The sequence below is a fragment of the Streptomyces sp. NPDC036984 genome, from assembly GCF_055607665.1.
On sequence record NZ_JBVJRL010000009.1, the window covers coordinates 133,545 to 156,127 of the forward strand.

Annotated in this window: 22 protein-coding genes; 10 read left to right on the plus strand and 12 right to left on the minus strand. The window is 74.1% G+C overall.

Going from position 1 to position 22,583, the window contains the following annotated elements:
• Nucleotides 1-172 precede the first annotated feature (172 nt).
• The 9 genes from ACZ7DL_RS18840 to hypE all read left to right on the plus strand — a co-directional run bounded on the left by ACZ7DL_RS18840 (nucleotide 173) and on the right by hypE (nucleotide 9,319).
• Nucleotides 173-700, plus strand: coding sequence for a hypothetical protein (locus ACZ7DL_RS18840; protein WP_470775279.1), 528 nt, complete (start codon nucleotides 173-175; stop codon nucleotides 698-700).
• 200 nt (nucleotides 701-900) lie between these two features.
• Entirely contained in the window at nucleotides 901-1,269 is a 369-nt protein-coding gene (locus ACZ7DL_RS18845; protein ID WP_470775280.1) for a hypothetical protein, read from the plus strand.
• 66 nt (nucleotides 1,270-1,335) lie between these two features.
• Nucleotides 1,336-3,045: a hydrogenase maturation protein gene (locus ACZ7DL_RS18850; protein ID WP_470775281.1), complete on the plus strand. Its 1,710-nt coding sequence runs from the start codon at nucleotides 1,336-1,338 to the stop codon at nucleotides 3,043-3,045.
• Nucleotides 3,042-3,623 (plus strand): hydrogenase maturation protease, encoded by a 582-nt coding sequence (locus ACZ7DL_RS18855; protein ID WP_470775282.1) that lies wholly within the window; start codon nucleotides 3,042-3,044, stop codon nucleotides 3,621-3,623. The genes ACZ7DL_RS18850 and ACZ7DL_RS18855 overlap by 4 nt, the downstream gene beginning before the upstream one ends.
• Nucleotides 3,624-3,683: 60 nt before the next feature.
• Entirely contained in the window at nucleotides 3,684-4,406 is a 723-nt protein-coding gene (gene hypB, locus ACZ7DL_RS18860) for a hydrogenase nickel incorporation protein HypB (RefSeq protein WP_470775283.1), read from the plus strand.
• Complete coding sequence (hypF, locus tag ACZ7DL_RS18865; RefSeq protein WP_470775284.1) at nucleotides 4,403-6,814, plus strand: carbamoyltransferase HypF; 2,412 nt, start codon at nucleotides 4,403-4,405, stop codon at nucleotides 6,812-6,814. Before hypB ends, hypF begins: the two co-directional genes overlap by 4 nt.
• 3 nt (nucleotides 6,815-6,817) lie before the next feature.
• On the plus strand, nucleotides 6,818-7,108 hold the full coding sequence (locus ACZ7DL_RS18870; protein WP_358638775.1) for a HypC/HybG/HupF family hydrogenase formation chaperone: 291 nt from the start codon (nucleotides 6,818-6,820) through the stop codon (nucleotides 7,106-7,108).
• Nucleotides 7,105-8,247 (plus strand): hydrogenase formation protein HypD, encoded by a 1,143-nt coding sequence (hypD, locus tag ACZ7DL_RS18875; RefSeq protein ID WP_470775285.1) that lies wholly within the window; start codon nucleotides 7,105-7,107, stop codon nucleotides 8,245-8,247. Before ACZ7DL_RS18870 ends, hypD begins: the two co-directional genes overlap by 4 nt.
• On the plus strand, nucleotides 8,240-9,319 hold the full coding sequence (gene hypE, locus ACZ7DL_RS18880; RefSeq protein ID WP_470775286.1) for a hydrogenase expression/formation protein HypE: 1,080 nt from the start codon (nucleotides 8,240-8,242) through the stop codon (nucleotides 9,317-9,319). The genes hypD and hypE overlap by 8 nt, the downstream gene beginning before the upstream one ends.
• Nucleotides 9,320-9,340: 21 nt before the next feature.
• Here the strand turns inward: hypE and hypA are convergent, their stop codons facing one another.
• From hypA to ACZ7DL_RS18935, 11 genes are all read right to left on the minus strand, one after another.
• On the minus strand, nucleotides 9,341-9,697 hold the full coding sequence (gene hypA / locus ACZ7DL_RS18885) for a hydrogenase maturation nickel metallochaperone HypA (protein ID WP_470775287.1): 357 nt from the start codon (nucleotides 9,695-9,697) through the stop codon (nucleotides 9,341-9,343).
• A 7-nt stretch (nucleotides 9,698-9,704) separates the two neighbouring features.
• Nucleotides 9,705-9,962, minus strand: coding sequence for a hypothetical protein (locus ACZ7DL_RS18890; RefSeq protein ID WP_470775288.1), 258 nt, complete (start codon nucleotides 9,960-9,962; stop codon nucleotides 9,705-9,707).
• A 5-nt stretch (nucleotides 9,963-9,967) separates the two neighbouring features.
• Nucleotides 9,968-10,174, minus strand: coding sequence for a hypothetical protein (locus ACZ7DL_RS18895; protein ID WP_470775289.1), 207 nt, complete (start codon nucleotides 10,172-10,174; stop codon nucleotides 9,968-9,970).
• A 21-nt stretch (nucleotides 10,175-10,195) separates the two neighbouring features.
• On the minus strand, nucleotides 10,196-10,783 hold the full coding sequence (locus ACZ7DL_RS18900) for a DUF5947 family protein (protein ID WP_470775290.1): 588 nt from the start codon (nucleotides 10,781-10,783) through the stop codon (nucleotides 10,196-10,198).
• Nucleotides 10,780-11,322, minus strand: a complete 543-nt coding sequence (locus tag ACZ7DL_RS18905) for a NifU family protein (RefSeq protein WP_470775291.1) — start codon at nucleotides 11,320-11,322, stop codon at nucleotides 10,780-10,782. Before ACZ7DL_RS18905 ends, ACZ7DL_RS18900 begins: the two co-directional genes overlap by 4 nt.
• Nucleotides 11,315-13,114, minus strand: coding sequence for a nickel-dependent hydrogenase large subunit (locus ACZ7DL_RS18910; protein WP_470775292.1), 1,800 nt, complete (start codon nucleotides 13,112-13,114; stop codon nucleotides 11,315-11,317). Before ACZ7DL_RS18910 ends, ACZ7DL_RS18905 begins: the two co-directional genes overlap by 8 nt.
• A 50-nt stretch (nucleotides 13,115-13,164) precedes the next feature.
• Nucleotides 13,165-14,256, minus strand: a complete 1,092-nt coding sequence (locus tag ACZ7DL_RS18915) for an NADH-quinone oxidoreductase subunit B family protein (protein ID WP_470775293.1) — start codon at nucleotides 14,254-14,256, stop codon at nucleotides 13,165-13,167.
• Nucleotides 14,253-14,798 (minus strand): hemerythrin domain-containing protein, encoded by a 546-nt coding sequence (locus ACZ7DL_RS18920; RefSeq protein WP_470775294.1) that lies wholly within the window; start codon nucleotides 14,796-14,798, stop codon nucleotides 14,253-14,255. Before ACZ7DL_RS18920 ends, ACZ7DL_RS18915 begins: the two co-directional genes overlap by 4 nt.
• Nucleotides 14,785-16,281, minus strand: a complete 1,497-nt coding sequence (locus ACZ7DL_RS18925; protein WP_470775295.1) for a hypothetical protein — start codon at nucleotides 16,279-16,281, stop codon at nucleotides 14,785-14,787. Before ACZ7DL_RS18925 ends, ACZ7DL_RS18920 begins: the two co-directional genes overlap by 14 nt.
• Before the next feature lie 228 nt (nucleotides 16,282-16,509).
• Nucleotides 16,510-17,742, minus strand: coding sequence for a PP2C family protein-serine/threonine phosphatase (locus ACZ7DL_RS18930; RefSeq protein ID WP_470775296.1), 1,233 nt, complete (start codon nucleotides 17,740-17,742; stop codon nucleotides 16,510-16,512).
• Nucleotides 17,739-18,959: an FUSC family protein gene (locus tag ACZ7DL_RS18935; protein ID WP_470775297.1), complete on the minus strand. Its 1,221-nt coding sequence runs from the start codon at nucleotides 18,957-18,959 to the stop codon at nucleotides 17,739-17,741. The genes ACZ7DL_RS18930 and ACZ7DL_RS18935 overlap by 4 nt, the downstream gene beginning before the upstream one ends.
• A gap of 151 nt (nucleotides 18,960-19,110) precedes the next feature.
• Here ACZ7DL_RS18935 and ACZ7DL_RS18940 point away from each other — a divergent pair, with 151 nt between their 5' ends.
• A complete protein-coding gene (locus tag ACZ7DL_RS18940) occupies nucleotides 19,111-20,703 on the plus strand; it encodes a hypothetical protein (protein WP_470775298.1) in 1,593 nt (530 codons plus the stop codon).
• Between the two features lie 55 nt (nucleotides 20,704-20,758).
• Here the strand turns inward: ACZ7DL_RS18940 and ACZ7DL_RS18945 are convergent, their stop codons facing one another.
• Nucleotides 20,759-22,066: a hypothetical protein gene (locus tag ACZ7DL_RS18945; protein ID WP_470775299.1), complete on the minus strand. Its 1,308-nt coding sequence runs from the start codon at nucleotides 22,064-22,066 to the stop codon at nucleotides 20,759-20,761.
• Between the last annotated feature and the right edge of the window lie 517 nt (nucleotides 22,067-22,583).

Consider the following 22,583-nt stretch of genomic DNA (forward strand, 5'->3'; position numbering starts at 1 on the left):
GATTCTCGCCGCCTGCCGTACCCGGGCGAGGCACCGCGTCTCGGTCCGGGGACCTGACCGGCGTGGGTCAGGTCACATATGACCTGTTTCGCACCCCCTCCCGGCCGTGCCCGGCGCCGGGCTACCGTTGCGTCGAGCTCCTGTATCCCTTCGCACCTCGGACGGCCCGGCTGTGCTCACTGACCTGTCTCCCCTGATCGCCGCGACGGCTCGCTGGCTGACGGTGGCCTACCCGCCGTGCGGCGGCGCGCTGGCCTCCGCGCTGTGCGAGGCGCAGGCCCGGCAGGCGGTGACGGTCGCCGCCTGGCTGCGGTACCCCACCGAGATCGACGCGGGCCTGGTCACCATGGCCGGTCCCGGGGGCACGGCCCGCCTCGACTGGATCACCGGCGCGGAACAGGCCGGCGACCACCCGGCCGAGGAGTGGGCCTGGCGCACCTGGGTGGACGAGGTCGTGGCCAGCTGGGCCGCCGCCCTGCTGACCGACGCCGAGCTGGCCGCACTGGCCGTCGCGGCACTCGCCGGGAGCGAGCACTCCGCGGACATGCCGGTCGAGTTCCGCCGGCTGCTCACCCCCGACGACGGCGACCGCCGTGCCGCGGCCCTGCTCCGCCACCCCGACCTGCTGGCCCCGGTGGCCGAACTGCACCACGCCCAGCTTCTCGACCGCCTCCCGCCGGGGCGGACCCTCGCGGCCTGAGCCTGTGCGGCCGAGCGGCCCCCCCCGGTGGCCACGGCCCCCGGCGCGCCGGGGGCCGTGGCCACCGGGCAAGCCACCCCTCGGTGTCGTACGCCCCCGCCCGGGTCCCGCCGGCCTGATGCGCGAGCCGTTCGCCGGAACCCCTGGCGGCTCGGGTGACGGGCCGGGGCGGCGCGTCCGACACGGGGAAAGGCTCGGCCATGACCTTCAAGAACCCCGTCCACCGCGGTGGCCCGCGCCGCGGGCGGTTCGAGCAGTTCGCCGAGTACGCCTCGAACTTCACCAGCTCACCGCTGTTCTTCCTGTTCTGCCTGCTGCTCGTCGGCTTCTTCGCCGCCGCCCACGCCGCCCATCTGCGGTCGGAACTGCTGCTGCTCGCCGGTGAGTCCATGACCGCGGTCGCCCTGCTGCTCCTCGCCCTGCTGAAGAACGCCGAGATGCGCGCCGAGCACGCCATCCAGCGCAAGCTCGACGCGATCGCCGCGGCCCTGCTGGAGACGCACGAGGGCGACCGGAGTCAGGCGTTCGAGGATCTGCGGAATGCGATCCGGATGGAGGAAGAGACCTGACCGAGGCCGGCGAAACGCCGCAGCGGTTCTTCACGGCACCCCGGCGAACGACGACCATGCCATGTCATGAACATCCTGCTCGTCGCCAGCGCGTTCAACAGTCTCTCCCAGCGCCTGTACGCCGAACTGTCCGACCACGGACACCAGGTCGACGTCGTGCTCGCCGCGCACGGCCCCGACCCGGTCCGGGCGGCCGTGCACGACCTGCGGCCGGACCTGATCGTCGCGCCGATGCTCAGGACGGCCCTGCCCGAGGACGTGTGGCAGCAGCACACCTGCCTGATCGTGCACCCCGGCCCGCCGGGCGACCGCGGCCCGTCCTCACTGGACTGGGCCATCGCGGGCCGGGCGGCGCACTGGGGCGTGACCGTGCTCCAGGCCGAGGCGGCGATGGACGCGGGCGCGATCTGGGCGGCCGAGCCGTTCCCGGTGCCGCCCGTCGGCAAGAGCGACCTCTACCGCAACGAGGCTTCCGACGCCGCCGTCACCGCCGTCCTCACGGCCGTACGCCGTTACGCCGAAGGCTCCCACAAGCCCCTCGCGCAGACCGACGAGTCGGTCACCGTCGCCTGGCGCGACTTCTTCCGGCAGGAGCGGCGCCGGATCGACTGGGAACGGGACGACACCGAGACGGTCCTGCGCAAGCTCCGTGGCGCGGACTCGCAGCCGGGCGTCCTGGACGAAATCCTCGGCCACGAGGTCTTCCTGCACGGCGGCCACCCCGAGGACCGGCTCCGCGGCCGCCCCGGCGCCCTGCTGGCCCAGCGCGCGGGCGCCGTCTGCCGGGCCACCCGGGACGGCGCCGTGTGGATCCCCGAACTGCGGCCCCGCAAGAACTCCGGCGACCCGGCGCCGTTCCGCCGGCCGGCCGCGTCGGTGGTGGCCGCGTACCAGCCCGGCCTCGTGCTCCCGGACGTTCCCGCCCCGCTGGACCTCCCCGCCGGCCGGCGTACCTGGACCGACATCCGCTACCGGCAGCGCGGCGACGTCGGCTTCCTCGGTTTCTCCTTCCCGGGCGGCGCGATGAGCACCGACCAGTGCCGGAGACTGCTCGCCGCCTACGAGCACGCGCTCACCCGCCCCACCCGCGTCCTCGTCCTCGGCGGGACGCGCGACTTCTTCTCCAACGGCATCCATCTCAACGTCATCGAAGCGGCCCCCGACCCGGCCCAGGAGTCCTGGACCAACCTCAACGCCATGGACGACCTCGTGGAGGCCGTGCTGCGCACCACCGACCGGCTCGTGGTGGCCGCGCTCGCCGGCAACGCCGCGGCCGGCGGCGCCATGCTCGCCCTCGCCGCCGACCAGGTGTGGTGCCGCGCGGGCGTCGTCCTCAACCCGCACTACCGGCGCATGGGCCTGTACGGCTCCGAGTTCTGGACGTACAGCCTGCCGCGCCGCGTCGGCCCGGACCTGGCCCACCGGCTGACGACCGAGGCACTGCCGGTCAGCGCCGCGTCCGCCGAGCGGCTCGGCCTCGTGGACCGGCTCGTGCAGGCGGCGCCGGGGGACTTCCCGGCCGTGGTGGAGCGGCTCGCGGCCGCACTCGCCGCCGACCCGGATCTGGAGGGGAGGCTCGCGGCCAAGGCGGCGGCCCGCGCCGCGGACGAGCGGGACCGGCCCCTCGCCCACCACCGCGAGGCCGAACTGGCCCGCATGCGCGCCATCTTCTTCGACCCCGAGGCCCCCTACCACGCCCTGCGCTCGGCCTTCGTCCGCAAGACCCCCACCGGCTCACCCCGGCCCCTCGCCGCACCCGCCGGAGACCCCCGGTGACGCCCCCGCTGCTGGTGGCGGGCGTCGGCAACATCTTCCTCGGCGACGACGCCTTCGGCCCCGAGGTGATCCGCGCCCTCGAGCACCGCCCGCTGCCGCCCGGGGTACGCGTCCACGACTACGGCATCCGAGGCCTGGACCTCGCCTACGACCTGCTGGCCGGCTACGCCACCGCGGTCCTGGTCGACGCCGCCCCGCGCGGCCATCGCCCCGGCACGCTCTCCCTGCTCGAAGCCGAACCCCCCGACGGCGCCGCCCCGCCCGAGGCCCACGGCATGGACCCGGCGAAGGTGCTCGCGCTGGCCACGCACCTGGGCGACGAGCCGCTGCCCCGGATCCTCGTCCTGGCCTGCGAGCCCGCCGAGCTGCCGGCCGGAGACGAGGACCTGCCGCCGGGGCTCAGCACACCGGTCCGGGAAGCCGTCGACCGGGCCGTGGACGCCTTGCACACGCTCGTCCCCGCCCTGCTGGCCGATCCGGCCGCGGCGGCGCCGCCGTTGGGCCGCCCGGTGGAATCCGGACACCCGCGCGCGGCTGCGCTGCCCGGCCCGGGGAGCGGGGCGGCCCAAGATCGGTGAAACCCCCGGGCCGTGCGGGACGCGGCCCGGGACCGCCGCCGACTCCGAGGAGCTGCGCCCATGTGCCGGTCCGACGTCCAGCAGGCCGTCCTGGCGAAGAACGACGGCCTGGCCGCGAGCCTGCGCGCCGACCTCGCCGGGCAGGGCGTGACCCTGGTCAACCTGCTGTCCAGCCCGGGCAGCGGCAAGACCGAACTCCTCGCCCGGGTGCTGGCCCGCGCGGTGCAGCAGGGCGTGCCGGCGGCCGCGCTCACCGCCGACCTGGCGACCGAGAACGACGCCGTCCGGCTGGCCCGGTCCGGCGCACCGGTCCAGCAACTGCTCACCGACGGGCTGTGCCACCTGGAGGCCCGCCAGGTCCGCGCCAAGCTGACGGACTGGCTGCCGCCGGACACCTCCGTGCTCTTCGTGGAGAACGTCGGCAACCTGGTCTGCCCGGCCGCGTACGACCTCGGGGAGACCCTGCGCATCGTGCTGATGGCCGTCACCGAGGGCGAGGACAAGCCGCTGAAGTACCCGACCGCGTTCGGCTCCGCCCATCTGGTCGTCATCACCAAGACCGACCTGGCCGGACCGGCCGGCTTCGACGAGAGTCTGTTCCACGAGAACGTGCACCGGGTCAACCCGGGCGTGGAGATCGTACGGTCCTGTGCCCGCACCGGCGCCGGCGTCGGCACCCTGCTCGACCGCGCGCTCGCCGCCCGCGACGGTGCACCGCCGCACCGCCCGCCGCTCGCCCCGCACCCGCATCACCACCACCCCGCGTCCGCCCCCGTCGCGTGACCGCGCCCGCCACCGGCCTGGTCCGCCGCCGGATCACCGTGCGCGGCACGGTGCAGGGGGTCGGCTTCCGGCCGTACGTGCACCGGCTGGCCGGCGCCTTCGCGCTCACCGGGTTCGTCGGCAACACGGCGGACGGCGTGGTCATCGAGGTCGAGGGTCCGCCGGTCGACGTCGACCGGTTCGTCGGCCGGCTGACCGAGCAGCCGCCCCCGCTGGCGACGGTGACCGGTGTCGGCTGCGAGGACATCCCCGCGACCGGTGCCGCCGAGCCCTTCGGCATCCGCTCCACCGCGCGGTCCCCGGGCCGCACCCACCTGCCGCCCGACACCGCGACCTGCGCCGACTGCCTGCGCGAACTCGCCGACCCCGGCGACCGCCGGCACCGCCATCCCTTCGTCACCTGCACCCACTGCGGCCCCCGCTTCACCATCGCCACCGGCATGCCGTACGACCGGGCGGCCACCACCATGGCCGGCTTCCCGATGTGCCCCGCCTGCGCGCGCGAGTACGGCGACCCGGCCGACCGGCGCTTCCACGCCCAGCCCGTCGCCTGCCCCGACTGCGGCCCGCGCCTCGCCCTGGTCCCGGCCGCGGGACTGGGCGTCCGCCCGGCCCGGGACGCGGACGCCCTGGCGGCGGCACGGGCACTCCTCGCCGCCGGGCGGATCGTCGCCGTCAAGGGCGTCGGCGGCTACCACCTGGCCTGCGACGCGACCGACGCCCGGGCCGTCGCCGGACTGCGCCGCCGCAAGGAGCGCGGCGGCAAGGCGTTCGCCGTGATGTGCGCCGACCTCGGCACGGCGGAGCGCGTCGCGGTGCTCTCCGCCGCCGAGCGGGCCGCGCTCACCAGCGCCCGGCGGCCCATCGTCCTGCTGCGCCGGCGGGGCCCCGCGGACGGCCTCCGCCTCGCCCCCGAGGTCTGCCCGGGCAGCCCGCACGTCGGCGTGCTGCTGCCCTACACCCCCGTGCACACCCTGCTGTTCGGGCTGCCCGGCGATCCCCCCGGCCCCCGGGTGCTGGTCATGACCAGCGGCAACCGCTCCGGCGAGCCCATCGTCACCGACGACCCCGAGGCGCTGACCAGGCTGGCCGGACTCGCCGACGCCTGGCTCACCCACGACCGGCCCATCGCCTCGCCGTGCGACGACTCCCTCCTGCGCGTCCGCCCCGACGGCACCGAACAGGTCCTGCGGCGCTCCCGCGGCTACGTCCCCCGCCCCCTGCGCCTGCCGCTGCCGGTCCGTCCCACGCTCGCCGCCGGGGGAGACCTGAAGAACACCCTCTGCCTGGGGGAGGGCGACCACGCCTGGTTCGGACCGCACATCGGTGACATGGGCGACCTGGCCACCCTCGAAGCCGCCGAACGGGCCGAACGGCACCTCACCCGCCTCACCGGCGTCACCCCCCGCCGGGTGGCGGCCGACCGCCACCCCGGCTACCACTCGACGCGCCGGGCGCACACCCGGGCCGCCCGACTCGGCCTGCCCGGGCCGGTGCTGGTCCAGCACCACCACGCCCACATCGCCGCCGCGATGGCCGAACACGGCCTCGACGGCAGCACACCCGTGATCGGCGTCGCCTTCGACGGCACCGGATACGGCGACGACGGCACGGTGTGGGGCGGCGAGATCCTGCTCGCCGACTACGCCGGCTACCAGCGCCTCGCCCGCCTCACCCCCGCCCCCCTCCCCGGCGGCGACGCCGGCGTGGCCAACCCCTGCCGGCTGGCACTGGCCCGGCTGTGGGCGGCGGGACTGCCCTGGGAGCCGGGCCTGCCCAGCGTCGAGGCGTGCACGGTGACCGAACTCGCCGTCCTGAGGAAGCAGTTGACGCGCCAGCTGGCCTGCGTGCCGACCTCCAGCATGGGCCGGCTCTTCGACGCGGTGGCGTCCCTGGTGGGCGTGTGCCAGCGCGCCGGGTACGAGGCGCAGGCGGCGCTGGAGCTGGAGGCGGCGGCGACAGCGGCGAGGGACGCGGACGCGGGTGCTTACCCCTTCGGCCTGACCGCACTCCCCGGGAGCCGGGGCGGAGCCGCGCGTCGTCGGCCCCCCGGCCGGCACGGTCGCGTGGGCGGGTGGGAGATGAACCCGGCAGCCACTCTCCGCGCCCTGCTCGACGACCGGGCCCGCCACACCCCCGTACCGGTCATGGCCGCCCGCTTCCACCGGGGCGTGGCCCGCGCGGTGGCGCAGGTCTGCTGCCGGACCCGAGCGGAGACCGGCCTGACCACCGTCGCCCTCACCGGCGGCGTCTTCGCCAACGCCCTGCTGGAGGAGGAGGCCGCCGCGCTGCTCGCCGGGGCCGGCTTCACCGTCCTCCGGCACGGCGAAGTCCCCCCGAACGACGGCGGTTTGGCGCTCGGCCAGCTGATGGTCGCGGGAACAGCAGCCCACCACGAGACGGAGTGACCCATGTGTCTGGCAGTGCCCGGCAAGGTCGTGTCCATCGACCACCGTGCCGACCCGCTCACCGGCCTGATCGACTTCGGCGGCGTCCGTAAACAGGCGTGCCTGGAGTACCTGCCCGACATCCGGGTGGGGGAGTACGTCATCGTCCACGTCGGCTTCGCGCTCCAGCGCCTGGACGAGGAGTCGGCGCGCGCGTCCCTGGAGCTGTTCGGCCAGCTCGGGCTGCTTGAAGAGGAGTTCGGCGACGCCTGGGAGCAGGCGGCGCGGCAGGAGAGCGGGAGTGAGGCCCGGTGAAGTACATCGACGAGTTCAACGACCCGGATCTGGCGCGCCGGCTGCTGGACGAGATCCGGGCCACGGCCACCCGGCCCTGGGCCCTGATGGAGGTCTGCGGCGGCCAGACCCACTCCATCATCCGCCACGGCATCGACCAACTCCTGCCCGAAAACGTGGAGTTGATCCACGGCCCGGGCTGCCCGGTGTGCGTGACACCCCTCGACGTCATCGACAAGGCCCTGGCGATCGCCGCACGCCCCGAGGTGATCTTCTGTTCCTTCGGGGACATGCTGCGCGTGCCCGGCACCGACCGGGACCTGTTCCGGGTCAAGGGCGAGGGCGGTGACGTCCGGGTCGTCTACTCGCCGCTGGACGCGCTGGACCTCGCCCGCAGGAACCCCGACCGGCAGGTCGTGTTCTTCGCCATCGGCTTCGAGACGACCGCCCCCGCCAATGCCATGGCCGTCCACCAGGCCCGCCGCCTGGGCCTGGCCAACTTCAGCCTGCTGGTGTCCCACGTCCGCGTCCCCCCGGCGATCGAGGCCATCATGACGGCCCCCGACTGCCGGGTACGCGGCTTCCTCGCCGCCGGGCACGTGTGCAGCGTCATGGGCACCGCCGAGTACCCCGACCTCGCCGAGCGGCACCGCGTCCCGCTCGTCGTCACCGGCTTCGAGCCGCTGGACATCCTCGAAGGCATCCGCCGCGCCGTGCACCAGCTGGAGCGCGGCGAGCACCGGGTGGAGAACGCCTACACCCGCGCCGTGCGCGAGCAGGGCAACCCGGCCGCGGTCCGCATGATCGAGGAGGTCTTCGAGGTCACCGACCGCAACTGGCGGGGCATCGGCCGCATCCCGGACAGCGGCTGGCGGCTGACCGACGCCTTCCGCGCCTACGACGCCGAACACCGCTTCGACGTCACCGGCATCCGCACCGAGGAACCCGCCGAGTGCCGCGCCGGCGAGGTCCTGCAAGGGCTGATCAAACCCACCGAGTGCGCCGCCTTCGGCACGAGCTGCACCCCGCGCACCCCGCTCGGCGCCACCATGGTCTCCAGCGAGGGCGCCTGCGCGGCCTACTACCTGTACCGCCGGATGAACACCCCGGCATCCGAGGGATCGCGCATCCCGCAGGAGGAGATGAACCCCGTTGGCTGACCTCGTCACCACCGATGCGACCCCGGTCGACCCCGCGAACTGGACCTGCCCCGCACCCCTGCGCGACCAGCCGGTCGTCGTCATGGGCCACGGCGGAGGCGGCGCCCTGTCGGCGGAGCTGGTCGAGCAGGTCTTCGCGCCCGCCTACGGCAACCCCATCCTGGCCGCCCTCACCGACTCCGCCGTCCTCGACCTCGGCGGCGCCCGGGTGGCCTTCTCCACCGACTCCCACGTCGTACGCCCGCTGTTCTTCCCCGGCGGGAGCCTCGGCGACCTCGCCGTCAACGGCACCGTCAACGACCTCGCGATGAGCGGCGCCCGGCCCACCCACCTCGCCACGGCTTTCGTCCTGGAGGAGGGCGTGGAACTGGCCGTCGTCGCACGGATCGCCCGCGCCATCGGAGCGGCGGCCGAGGCGGCGGGCGTCACCATCGCCACCGGCGACACCAAGGTCGTCGAGTCCGGGCACGGCGACGGCGTCTACGTCACCACCTCCGGCATCGGCCTCGTCCCCGCCGGTGTCGACATCCGCCCCCAGCGCGCCCGGCCGGGTGATGCCGTCATCGTCAGCGGCCCCATCGGCCTGCACGGGGTGGCCGTCATGAGCGTGCGCGAGGGCCTGGAGTTCGGCGTCGAGATCACCTCCGACACCGCGCCCCTCGCGGACCTGGTGGCGGCCATGCTGGCGGTCACCCCGGACCTCCACGTGCTGCGCGACCCCACCCGGGGCGGCCTCGGCGCGTCCCTGAACGAGATCGCCCGCGCCTCCGGCACCGGCGTCCGGCTGCGCGAGCGGGCCCTGCCCATTCCCGAGGAGGTCGCGAACGCCTGCGGCTTCCTGGGCCTGGACCCGCTGTACGTCGCCAACGAGGGCCGGCTCGTGGCCTTCGTCCCCCCGGAGCACGCCGAGGCCGTCCTGGCGGCCATGCGCGCACACCCGCAGGGCGCGGGCGCCGTCCTCATCGGCGAGTGCGTCGCCGACCACCCGGGGATGGTCGTCGTCGCCACCGGCCTCGGCGGCACCCGGGTGCTGGACCTGCCGCTGGGCGAGCAGTTGCCCCGCATCTGCTGAGCCGCCCCCCCGGCCCCGCCGTCAGGCCGGGGCCGGGGCCGGCTCGACCCCCGTGATCTCCAGCTCCCGTCCGCTGCGCAGCTCCTGCGAGGGCCGGTCGCAGCGCGGGCACCAGAAGAACGGGGGCATGCCGACCGCGAACTCCTCGGCACACCCGCCGCACCAGGCCCGCGCGGTCACCTGCTCCACGACGAGCCGGGCCGCGGCGAGCGCCGTGCCGTCGCGGGCCACCTCGAAGGCGAAGTGCAGCGCGTCCGGGACGACACCGGCCAGCTCACCGACCCGGACGGTCACCGACGACACGCCGTCGGCGCCGTCCGCGCGGGCGATCTCCTCCGCCTGCTCCACGATCGCGGTCGCGATCGACAGCTCGTGCACGGCCGGTTCAGTGCGGCCGCTTGGCGCCGGAGCGCAGGTTGATCATGCGCCAGATGCGCACCTCACGCCGGATGCCCGGGATCTCCCGGACGAGCATCGTGAGCGCCAGGCCACCCACTACGGCGGCCTCGGCGATCAGCACGCGCCGTGCCGTCCTCCCGGCCCGCATCCGGGCCGTTCTGTCGGCTCGTAGCCGCGCCGCCGTGGCCGCGGCCTTCGCTCCTGCTCGGTACAGCTTCATCCCGGTGCCCTTCCGCTTCCTCATCCCGGTCACCCCGGCGAGATGTTCGGCATGGTCTTCATGATGGCGTCGTGCCGCTTCCAGTGGATCCCGGTGGAACGGCGCGCGTCGGACGTGCCGTCCTTGTGGTGTCCGGTCTGGCGCTTGCCCGGGCCCCTGTTGCCCTGGTGCAGGCCGGGCACGTGGGAGGGCGTGTCGGGTTTCACCTGGGGGCGGCCCACTCGGATGGTGCCCATCGTTGTTCTCCTCTCAGGTCCTCAGCAGCGCTCGGTCAGCTCCGCGAAGAACCGCTCGACGGCCGGCCACACCCGGCCACCTCCGGCGAGGCCCCGCCACTCCCGGCGGACCAGCGCGACCATGCGGAAGCAGTCGTCCACCGGCACGATCCAGTGGTGGTCCAGGCCGCGCACGGTGTTCACCAACAGAGCCTCCACCTCGGGTGCCATGGTCGCCAGCGGTGGACACGCGGCGCACATCTCGGCCCAGCGGGCCGCGTCGACCTGCCAGCGCATCGCCCCGGCCGGGCTGGGCCCCTGCGCCGTGACCGTGCCGTCGGCACGCGGCACGAAGAAGACCAGCCCCACCGGCACCCCGAGCGGCCCGGTGTCCACCGGGTTCAGGCGTACCCGCCGGTGCGGCACCGGCAGATACCGCCCGCCGCCCGCGCCGTCCCCGGGGAACAGCACCGTGCACGCGCCGCAGGCGCACAACAGCTCCTCGCGCTCGGTGGCGTACAGATGGCGGTGTTCCTCGGGCACGGGTTCCGCGCACAGGTCGCACCGCTCGCGGCCGTCCCGGTCGGCGGCGGAGCGGATGACCCGGGCCAGCGCCCCGCCCGCGCTCACCGCCCCTCCCGCACCAGCAGGGAATCCAGCGGTACGAAGGCCGGCGGGGTCGGCGTGGGCAGCTGTTCGACCGCGGTCAGCTCCGGTGCGGCGGCCAGCACCGCCTCCCGCACCGCGTCCGCGATCGAGGGCCCGCCGCCGCAGCCGGCCCCGCAACCGCCCGCCTCGCTCACCCGCACCCGGGCCACCTGCCCCTCGACACCGACCAGCTCCACATCGCCTCCCCGGTCGCGCACCGCCGGGCGGAGCCGGTCGACCGCGCGCTCGGCCCGCCGTTGCGCCGGCTCGGGGTGGAGCTGGTGCAGTACCAGCAGATGCCCCAGCAGCTCGTCCTCGGGCAGCCGGGCGGCCAGCGGTTGCCCGGCCAGGTCCAGCATCCGGGCCAGCGCCTCGCCGTAGACCTCGGTGAGCACCCGTACCGCCTCGACGGCCGTGGCGCCCATCGGTCCGGGAGCGGTCTCCAGGCGGGCCAGCAGTTCGTCGAGCCGCGCCAGCCGTCCCTCCACGTCCGGGTCGGTGAGCCGCCCGGTGTCAGCCATGGTTCGCCCCGTACGTGGGCGTGTGCACCGTCGTCAGCGTCTTGCCCTTGCCCATGTACATGTGCACCCCGCACGGCAGACAGGGGTCGAAGCTGCGCACGGTACGCATGATGTCGACGCCCTTGAAGTCGTCGGGCCCGTTCTCCTCGAAGATCGGCTGCCCCTGGACGGCGTCCTCGTACGGGCCCGGGGTGCCGTAGATGTCGCGGGGGCTGGCGTTCCACGGGGTGGGCGGGTACGGGTGGTAGTTGGCGATCTTCTTGTCCCGGATCACCAGGTGGTGCGAGAGGACGCCGCGCACCGCCTCGTGGAAGCCGCAGCCGATCGCCTCGTCCGGCACCTCGAAGTCCTCGAAGACCTTCGTCTCACCGGCCCGCAGCATCCCCATCGCCTCCTCCAGGAACTGGAGGGCCATGGCGGCGGCGTAGGCGACGAAGTACGGCCGGGCACGGTCCCGTTCGAGGGTGTTGCTCCATTTCGGGATGTGCCACTCCAGGGTCGTCTCCGGCAACGACTCGCCCTTGGGCAGGGAGATGCGCACGCTGCCACCGGTGGCTTTGACGTACGGGGTGTCGACCAGGCCGCTCAGCGCGGTCGACCACAGTCGGGCCAGTGGCCCGCCGCCGGTGTCCAGGGCGAGGTGCTGGTCGGTCTCCGGGTGGTACCAGCGCGGGCTCATCACCCAGCTGTAGTTGCCGTCGAAGTCCCGCTTCTGCGGCACCGGGACGGTCGTCTGGTTCCACGGGTGGCGCATGTCGACGGGGTTGCCGAGCGGGTCGTGGGTGACGAACGGCTCCTCGTTCACCCAGTCCTCGTAGTAGGAGCTGCCCAGCATGATGCGCAGACCGAGGTTGATGTCGATCAGGTCGTTGGTGACCAGCTTGCCGTCCACCACGATGCCGGGGGTGACGTACATCGCCCGGCCCCACTCGTTCATCGTCGCGTACCGGTAGTCGACGACGTCCGGGTTCTGGAAGGCGCCCCAGCAGCCCAGCAGGATGCGGCGCTTGCCGACCTCCTCGTAGCCGGGCAGCGCCTCGTAGAAGAAGTCGAAGACGTCGTCGTTCATCGCCACCGCCTTCTTGATGAAGTCGATGACGCGCATCAGGCGGCTGAGGTAGTCGGTGAAGGTGTTCGGCTGCGGCATCGTGCCGACACCGCCCGGGTAGAGCGTGGAGGGGTGCACGTGCCGCCCCTCCATCAGGCAGAACATCTCCCGGGTGACCCGGCTGACCTTCAGCGCCTCCTTGTAGACCTCCCCCTCGAAGGGGTTGAAGGCCTGCATGATGTCGCCGATGGTCCGGTAGCCGTGGATGTGGCCGCGGGGCGCGTCCGTGCGCTGGGCGCGCGCGAGGACCCCGGGGTTGGTGGCCTTGACCATCGCCTCGCAGAAGTCCACGAACACCAGGTTGTCCTGGAAGAGCGTGTGGTCGAACATGTACTCGGCGGCCTCGCCGAGGTTGGTGATGTGCTCGGCCAGCTTCGGCGGCTTGACGCCGTAGGCCATCTGCTGGGCGTAGTTCGAGCACGTGGTGTGGTTGTCGCCGCAGATGCCGCAGATCCGCGACGTGATGAACCCGGCGTCGCGCGGGTCCTTGCCCTTCATGAAGACCGAATAGCCGCGGAAGAGCGAGGAGGTGCTGCGGCACTCCACCACTTCCTGGTTGGCGAAGTCGATCTTCGTGTAGATGCCGAGGTTGCCGATGATCCGGGTGATCGGGTCCCAGGACATGTCCACGATCTGCGCGGGCTTGCGCCCCGAGACCCGGCTCGCGCCCTCGGTGGTCGTCATGTCGTTTCCTGCCCCTCGTTCGTTGTACGCACGGGTCGCCGGGGTGCCGCTCAGGCACGCCAGTACGGGTCGTAACCGGTGGTCAGTTCCGGGCCGTTGTGGTGCCACTTGGGTTCGCGGTTGACCGCGACGCTGGTCAGTCCGCGCAGCCTGCGGATGACGGCGCCGTACGGCTTGATCAGCATCGACGACAGGGTGCCGCCGGTCGGCTCGTCCATGAACGGCATGAACGCGTCCGGGAACCCGGGCATGGTGCAGCCGATGCAGATGCCGCCGACGTTCGGGCAGCCGCCGATTCCGGCCATCCAGCCCCGCTTGGGCACGTTGCAGTTGACCACGGGCCCCCAGCAGCCCGACTTCACCAGGCACTTGGGCGAGTTGTAGTCCTTGGCGAAGTCGGCCTGCTCGTAGTACGCGGCCCGGTCGCAGCCCTCGTGCACGGTCTTGCCGAACAGCCACTGCGGACGCAGCATGTGGTCCAGCGGGGGTGGCGGCGCGGATCCGGCCGCGTGGTAGAGCACCCACACCAGGGTCTCCATGAAGTTCTCCGGCTGGATCGGGCAGCCGGGCACGTTCACCACCGGCAGGGCGCCCTGCGACTTGAAGTCCCAGCCGAGGTAGTCGGCGAGGCCCATGCAGCCGGTCGGGTTGCCGGCCATCGCATGGATGCCGCCGTACGCCGCACACGTCCCGGCGGCCACCACCGCCCAGGCCTTCGGCGCGAGCTGGTCGATCCACCAGTTCAGGGTCTGCGGCTCCCCGGTGACCGGGTCGTTGCCGAACGACGTCCAGTAGCCGTCTCCCTCGATGATGTTCTGGTTCGGGATGGAGCCCTCGATGACGAGGATGAACGGCGACAACTCGCCGCGCGCGGCCGCCCGGTAGGGGGCGAGGAAGTCCTCGCCGCCCAGGCTCGGGGAGAGGACCTTGTTGACCAGGTTCACCTTCGGCAGACCCGGGATGAGGCCGAGCACCAGGTCCTCGATGGAGGGCTGCCCGGCGGCGGTGAGCGAGACGGTGTCCCCGTCGCAGCTCATGCCTTCCGAGATCCAGAGGATGTGGATCTCGTCGAAACCCTTTCCGCGCGCCTCGGACCGGCCGGGCTCACGGCTCACTTCGGTGGTGCTGCTCTGGGTGGTCACGTCGTCGGCCTCCGCTGCAGTCGGTCTCGGAGTCGGTCGTAGGCGGCGGCCAGCGGGGCCGCGAGGGTCAGGGCGGGGGGCTTGGCGGGGGCGTTCGGGTGCGGACGGGTCGGTGCGCCCTGCTTGGACCGGGCGATCGACCGGCCCAGCTCGTCCAGGTCCTGCTGGGAGACTGCCTCGCGCAGCCGGGTCATCATGACGCTCTCCTCCTCGTGGATGTGCTCCTCCACCTCCCGGCGCAGCTGGTCCACCAGCTCGTCGGCGCGCGGGTCGCCCTCACCGAGCCGGTCGAGGTCGCGGAGCGTCTTCTTGACCGCCATGTGGTCGCTCAGATGCTCGTCCACCTCCCGGTCACCGTCCGGGAGCGCCTTCCTGGCCAGCGGATAGAGGAGCATCTCCTCCAGCGCCGCGTGCTTGGACAGCTCGCGGACCAGCAGCTCGGCCACGCCGCGCCGCTGCCGGTCGGAGGCCGCCGCGTCGTAGTCGCGGAACAGCTGCTCGACCATGCGGTGGTCGTGCGCCAGCACCTCAAGGGCATCCATCGAACCGTCCCTCCTCCGGCCGGTCGGCCGGACGCGCGGGCCGCGGGGACTGCGGCCGGGGTGGTTGGGCCGGGCCCGGCGGGTCGGCCGGGCCGATCGGTGCGACCTCGTCGGGCCGGAAGTAGTGGAACCGGCCGTACCAGCCGTGCAGTTCGGCGGCGGGATCGTCGTCGAGGGTGACGGCCAGGTGGACGCTGCCGTCCACGTCGTGGAAGACCGCGGCCACCTGCGCCGTCCGCCCGTCCAGGAACATGTCCTGGGCGTCGGCGCCCCGGCCGTGCGGGCACAGCCGTACCCGGCTGCCGCCGCCGACGGCCACCCCGCCCACGAGCACGGTGTCCGTCGCCGGGGACAGGCCGTCGTCGCCGCCCTCCTGCCACCAGGCGGGCCGCCCGGCGGCCGGAGCCGGCACGGGGCTCAGGGAACGGATGGCGCCGTGCAGCCGGGCGAACACCTCCCGGGGCATGGTCTCCACCCGGTCGAGGATCTGCGCGGCCCGCGGATCGGTGGCCCGGGCCTCGGCCTTCTCCTCGTCGGTCAGCAGCATCGTGCGCAGCGTGAGGATCTCGTCGATCTCCGCCGCGTCGTGCAGATCGCCCGGGCTCTCCGGCGCCACCTGCGGATGATCCGGCAGGATGATCGGCGCGGAGAGCAGCAGGGAGCCGGTCAGCCCGTCCGTGCTCCGGGACTCAGGCGGCGCACCGCCGAGCACGGGAAACGTGAAGGCGTTGCGGCAGGCGCGCGCGTGCTCCGTGAGAGCGGCGGGCGGATCGATGAGCGAGACGAACTCCGCCTCGTCCGCGGTGAGCAGGGTGTGGGTGGCCAGCAGCGCCTGCCCCAGCACGGCACCGCGCGGCGCCCGTGGGTCCGGTGCCTCACCGGCGTTCTCGGTGCGCACCCGCAGCCGGTACAGCTGCGGCGCCAGCGGCTCGGCGACGACCGTCGTCACGGCGCGCACCTCACGGCGCCGCCGCACCGTCCGCCCCGCCCCCGCCGGCAGCGCCTCGTACTCCGCTCCGGCCGGCGCCCCCACGGCAGCGGTCCGGCCGCCCCGCAGCAGCTCCGCGAGCGGCAGTACCAGCTCGGTCTCGCGCGGCACCGCCTCCTCGAAGGAGAGATGGGCGACCCCGTCGGCCGTCCGCAGCGACTCGACCGGGCGATGCGCCCCGTCCTCGTCGGCCGCCTCCACCTGCTTGTGCTGGAGCTGGAGACAGCGCACGCGCACCCGTACGACGGCGTCGGCGTGCCGGACCCGCAGCAGGCACTCGGTCTGCTGGTACCAGGAGTCGGCGGAGCCGGAGATCCCGGGCACGACCGGCCCGTCCCGCTCCGCCCAGTTCCGGGGCAGCAGCACCCCGAACTGCCAGCGCACCCGGTTCTTCGCCGAGGACCGGCGATAAGGATAGAGCAGATACCCCTCGTACAGCACGGCGTCCGCCACGGCGCTCAGCTGCGCACAGCCTGCCCCGACTCCGTCTGCCATGCCGTCTCCTCGTCACCGTGGGTCGTGGTTCACTTCCCCACGGTCACATCCGGCGCGGCCGCCCGCCTCTCCGGCGCACCGTCATTGGCCCGGACAGGGGAGGGGCGGGATCGTCCCAGCCGGTGGCGGGCCGGTTCCCGAGGAGTGGCGGACGAGGTCCTGTGCCGCCGGCGTCGGGTCGTCCCCGTCCCCCCGCCGGCCGGCCGGGCCGGGGTGGCACGGCATCCGTCATGGCGTATCCGGCGGTTCGGGCAGCCGCTCCAGGGCCACCAGTGCGGCGTCGTCGTCGAGGTCGCCGTGCGCATGGCGGACGAGGTCCCGGCGCAGGCAGGCCACCAGCGCCTCCAGCGGCCGGCCGGCGTGGGCCTCGACGTGGTCGGTCAGATCGAGGAACCGGCCGCGCCGGTCGCGGGCCTCGATGAACCCGTCCGTGTACAGCAGCAGACGGTCGCCCGGGGCGAACGGCACGGTCTGGGCGGTCGGCGCCACTTCGAGCAGGTCGCCGAGGCCGAGCGGGGCGCCGGGCCGGTCGGGGAGCAGGCCGTGCACCCGGCCCGCGTGGACGTGGAACGGCTCGGGGTGTCCGCAGTGCACGAGGCGGGCCACCGGCTCGTGGGGCGGGAACTCCACGAGGAGCGCGGTCGCGAACCGCTCCGCGTACAGCGTCCCGGACGTCCGGTCGTCCGGCGGGCCGTCGTCCAGGATGCCGCCCACGGAGGCGATCTGCCGCCGGGCACGCTCGTCCAGCCGCTCGGCGACACGCGTCAACGACGGCTCCTGGTGGGCCAGTTCGCGGAACGCGCCGAGCAGGGCCGCGGAGGCGCCGACGGCCGGCAGCCCCTTGCCCCGGACGTCACCGATGAGGATCCGGATGCCGTACGGGGTCGGGAGCGCCTCGTAGAAGTCGCCGCCGATCCGCGCCTCCGACTCGGCCGGCAGATACACGCCCCGCAGGGCCAGCGAGCCGATCCGGTGCGGGAGCGGATGCATCAGGGCCCGCTGGGCGGTCTCCGCGACGGTGCGGACCTGCCGCAGCTGGCGCTCCCGGCGGCCGCGCAGGGAACAGGCGGCGAGCGAGGTCAGTCCGACCACGAACAGGCTGAACAGCACGACGTCCGAGTCCGGGTGCCCGCCCTGCCCCGCGTCCGCCTGGAGCAGGACGGTCACGACCAGCGCGGCGCAGGCGAGGGACGCCGTGGCCCACAGCGGGAGCAGCACCGAGGCCAGGACGGGCACGGCGGCCATCACCGGGGAGACGTGCAGCCAGTCGGGGGTGAGCAGATCCGTGAGCGCGACGACCGTCATCAGCAGCACGGGGGCCGCAGCCGGAAGCGCGCGGGAGCCGGCGAGGCGGTCGCGGAGGGTCGGGGCCGGCCGGCGGGCGTCGGCGGCCGTGCGGGTGGGGTGGGCGTCGGCGGTCGTGCCGAGGGTGTGCTCGGCATCGGTGTGGTGGAAGCTCATCGTCGCAGGGAGGGCCGTATCGGGCTGAGTACCCGGTGGGTGCGGACGGGCGGGGCGGGCGCCGGTGCGGACAGGCGCGACAGGGCAGAGTCCAGGTGACGGAGCAGGCGGCCGCCCTCGGGAACGGCGGCCGGGGTGTCCGTGACCGCGGTGCGGGCCGGCGGGCCGTCGGTGGCCGGGCCGCCGGAAGCCGGGGGACGACAGCCGGCGGTGCCGAGCCGGGACAGGGCCTGCCGCGCGGCGGGCAGGGCCGGGTGTGGCCGGCCACCCCGGCAGGAGTAGACGCACAGCGCGGTCGTCCGCAGCAGCCGTGCGTACGGCTGGGCGAAGGCGGCGCCGGGACGGGAGGCGTCGGGGGCCTCGGGGTGCGTGTCGAGGAGCCGGCCCGTGGCGGCCAGGTCGTGCGCGACGTCGGTGAGGGTCCGCAGCACCCGGCGGTCCAGATGCCAGCGGCGGCGCCGGGCCGTCGGCCGCGGGTTCCACCGCACGCTCTCGTGCGCCTCGTCCACGGCTGTGCCGGCACGCTCCAGCGCCGTGTCGAGATCCTGCTTCCAGGTGGGTCCGAGCACGTCCCGGGGCCGGGTGTGCCGGTCGACCGCGTCGGCCAGGCCGTCCAGATCCCGGGCGACCCGCGCGCGCAGCTCCTCCAGCGCCCGTTCGGCGGACCGGACGCGTACGGGGGGAAACAGCAGGGCGCTGCAGGCCAGGCCGAAGGCGATGCCGAGCACGATCTCCGCCAGGTGGGAGGCCAGCTCATCGGGGTGGCGGCCGCGCACCAGGGCGAACGTGACCAGCGCGGTCGTCGGCACATGCACCCCGTGGTGCCCGAGGAATCCGCGCCGGGCCAGCAGCACCGAGGCGAACACGACGAGGACCAGGCCCGCCATGCCGGGCCGGGCGTACAGCGCGCCGGGTACGGCGACGAGGACGCCGAGCAGGCACCCCGCGCCGTACCGCAGGGCGGCGGAGACCGTGCGCACCACCGTCGTCTCGACGATGAGCAGCGCCGCGACAGCGCCCGCGTACGGGTCGGGTGTGTGCAGCAGCAACGCACAGGTCTGCCATGTCAGCCCGGCGGCCACGGTCGCGCGCGCGGCCTCGGCGCCGTTGGTGCGTCCGATCGACGCCAGGACCCCGGACCACCGTGCGCCGCGCATGCCGTCTTTCGCCTCCCGTTCCTCGTCGCGTTCCGCGGGCCGCTCGGTGGGGCCCGGCACGGTCGCCCAGGATAAACGGACAAATGGGGCATGAGGCAAATAAGGATTGTGTAGGTACGGACGGCCGTTCGGGCATCTATCGGGTCCGCGCCCGCGCCCGTACACTGCGGATCCGCAGACATGCGGGCGCAGTTGAACGGGGGGAGCCGCCATGTCCGAAGGTCCGTACGGTCCGAGCCAGGGGTTCGCGGGGCCTGTGCCCCCGCCCATGCCGCCGGGGCCGCCACCCGTGCCGTCCAGCCCGCCCGCGCCGCCGGACGCCTGGCGGGCCGCCGCGGTCGCCCTGCTGAACCTGAGCGGTCTCGGACTCGGCTACGCGCTGCTGCGCCGCTGGGTCCTGATGGCCGCCTGCTGGGTCGCGACCGGCCTGTTCCTGCTCTTCGCGCTGCCCGCGGACGCCGACGGCGTCCCCGGGGCGGCGGTCGCCGGCTACGCCGTACTGCTGCTGGCGGCGGCCGCCCACGGCGGGCTCGCCGGACTGCGCACCCGCCTCACCCGGCCGGGCGGCGCGCCCCTCGCCCTGCTGCTGGGCCTCCTGCTGCTCGCCGTGCCGGCCGGCGGCGTCCTCTGGTACGAGGACGCCCACGACGAGGCCGTGGAACAGGCGCTCCTCGGCCGCCTGCAGCGGGCCGACGACCTGGTCGCACGGAACGGCCGGCAGTCGTTCGCGTCCGCGAAGTCGGACTACCGGACGGCGCTGGAGGTCTACCGCGACATCGCCGTGCACCACGCCGGCTCCCGCGCGGCCGACCGGGTCCCCGCCAGCCTGCGGACCTACTACACGACGGTCGCCGCGGCCTACGGCCACCGGGAGTACTGCGATGCCGTGGAGCCGCTGACGTACCTGCGCACCGTGCCCGACACGCTGCCCGAGGAGCCGCTGGGCTCGCTGGCCCGCTGGCCCGACGACCGGCTCGCGACCGCCCTGTACGAGTGCGGCGCACAGCACCTCGCGACCGGCGACGTGGACTGGGTGACCCGCTTCGGCGATCTGCTGGACACCTTCCCGCGGTCCGGGGCGGCGGCCAAGGTGGTGCCCGCCGTCGACGCGGCGGTGAAGAAGGCGGAGAAGGCCGTCGACGGGGACGAACCCTGCGCGGCCGTCGAGCGGTTGCGCAGCCTCGGCACCCGGATCGGCGACCTGTCCACGTCGTCGGGCGACACGGACGGCGCCCTGGGCAAGGCCGCGAGCCGGGCCGGCCGGAGCGGCGACACGGGCGAGTACGCCTGCGGCGTCGACCAGTACAAGGACGGCGACTTCGACGCGGCGCAGAAGACCATGGAACAGTTCGCCGCCGACCACAAGCACGACCGGAACCGGGCGCGCGCCCAGAAGATCGCCATAGCCGCCGAGGTCGCCCAGACCCTGCCCGCCGCCGGCAGGAAGCTGCCGACCACGGCCTCCGGCGGCAGCATCTCCGTCACCGTCAAGAACGACAGCCCGGACGACATCACCGTCCTCTACACCGGCCCCGTGACCGGCAGCTTCACTCTCAAGGGCTGCGGCGGCTGCAAGGCGTACTCGCTCTCCGACACGCTGTTCTCCGGCTTCAAGCCGTGCAACGACAGCGGCAAGCACTACCCGCAGCGCACCATCAGCCTTCCGGTCGGTACCACGTACTTCGTGCACGAGCCGAACGGCACCAGCACCGCGACCCCGGCCTCGGACACCGCCAAGCTCAGGTCCGGCTACATCTACACGGAGTGCGCCTACTCGACGCGGAGCCTGGGGTCCGGGTACTGACCGGTCCGGGCTCCGGCCGGCGGCCGGGCGGGCCGGTCGGTGTCCCGGTGCCCGCTCAGCGCTGCCGGCCGGACCGGCGCCGTACCACCACGATCGCGCCGGCGCCGACGAGCACGGCTCCGGTCGCGGCGGCCGCGACGGGCAGCACCGCACCCGAGCCGGTGCTCGCCATCTCGCCGTCCGAGGAGCCCGAGGATCCCGACGACGAGGACGACGCGGAACCGCCGGTCGTGCCGGCCGTCGACGTCGAGCCGGACGTGCCGCTCGTCGACGAGCCGCCGGCCGTCGAACCGGAACCGCCGGTGCTTGCCGTGCCGCCGGTGGAGGACGTCGAGCCGCCCCCGTCCGAGTCGCCGCCGCCGGCCGAACCACCGCCCGTCACATCGAGGGTGAGAGCGGCGGTGTCGTTCGCCTTGTCGTGGTCGAACGGGCGGGGCTCGCCGGCGAGCGCCACGGAACCCTCGGCCCCGGACGCCGCCTTGTCGATCCGCACCTTGAACGCGTAGCTCTCGCCGCCGCCTTCGTTCACCCAGCGCTGGGCGGTCCCGCAGTCGTAGCTGCCCGCGCCGGTCTTCTTGCAGAAGCCGTCGGCCTTGGTCACCGACGTGCCGGCCGGGAACGTGATCAGTACGCGGGTCGCCGGCGTGTCCAGCTTCCGGAGCACCCAGGCGGGCCCGGCGTTGGTGAACTTCACCTGCAGGTCGACCGTTTCGCCGACGCGGCCCCGCAACCGGGCGCCGGTCACCTGGAAATCGGCTGTGTTGTCGACCGTGACCGTGGTGTCGGCCGCGTCCCAGCCGTCGTGCCGGGCCGATCCGGGGGCGGCCGGCGTCGCGTCGGGCCGCTCGACCAGCTTCACCGCGGGACCGGTGCCCTGCACCGGCTCCGAAGCACCCTCCGTCGGGGCCGGGTCGTGCGCGTCGACCGACACCCGCAGCTCGTCGTGGAGCGCGTGGTCGAGGGCCTTCAGGGTCACCGGCCGCTCGGGGGCGTACACCACACCGGGCTTGACCGGCTGGTCGAACTCGCAGACCAGGTGGGAGGTGCTCGGCGCCTCGTCGAACGAGGCGACCTCGTAGCGCCGGCAGTTGGACGGCATCTCACCGTGGCTGAGCCCGCGCGTGACCGAGTACGCCATCCAGACCTTGTCGAGCGCCGAGGTGCCCGTGTTGGTGAAGGTGGCCGGCACCGTGAACTCGCCGCCCGGCTCGACCCCGTCGACCGGCGCGATGGTGCCCAGCACCAGGCCGGCCCCGGCTTCGTCGGCAAAGGCGGGGGCGGCACCCAGCGCGATCAGGGCGACGGCGCCGATCGCGCCGGCGGTCTGCCGGAGTGCACGGGAACCTGGGGTGGTGAACGGCATGGAATCCTCTGGATGACGTGGCTGTGACGGACGAACGAACCGCACCGGAACGTGCGTTCCGCACTGAAGACTCCTGCCGGGGCGGAAGGGTTGCACGTGAAAGCCTCCCCGATTCTTCCGGGGAGGCTTTGCTGTCCGACCAGTTGTTCTCCGGCCGCTCGCCCTCCGGCCGCTCGCCCTCCGGCCGCTCGCCCTCCGGCCGCTCGCCCTCCGGCCGCTCGCCCTCCGGCCGCTCGCCCTCCGGCCGCTCGCCCTGCGGGCCACGGCCCCGCTCCGTCTTCGGGCCCCGGCTCCGCGACTCCGGATCCCGCTGAAGGGTCTCGTCGGCGACGGTGTCCGCGTCCCGGTCGGAGGTCCCCGAGCGCTCGGCCTCCTTGCGCAGCCGCGTCCGGCGGGCCTCGTACCTCTTGCCGCCGGGTCCGGGCACGACGATCACCTCCTGCGCCCGGGTCCCCCGCGCCCGCGGCAGGCGGGACGCGGGGGAGAGGCGGCCCGCATCGGGGTACTCGCGCGGCAA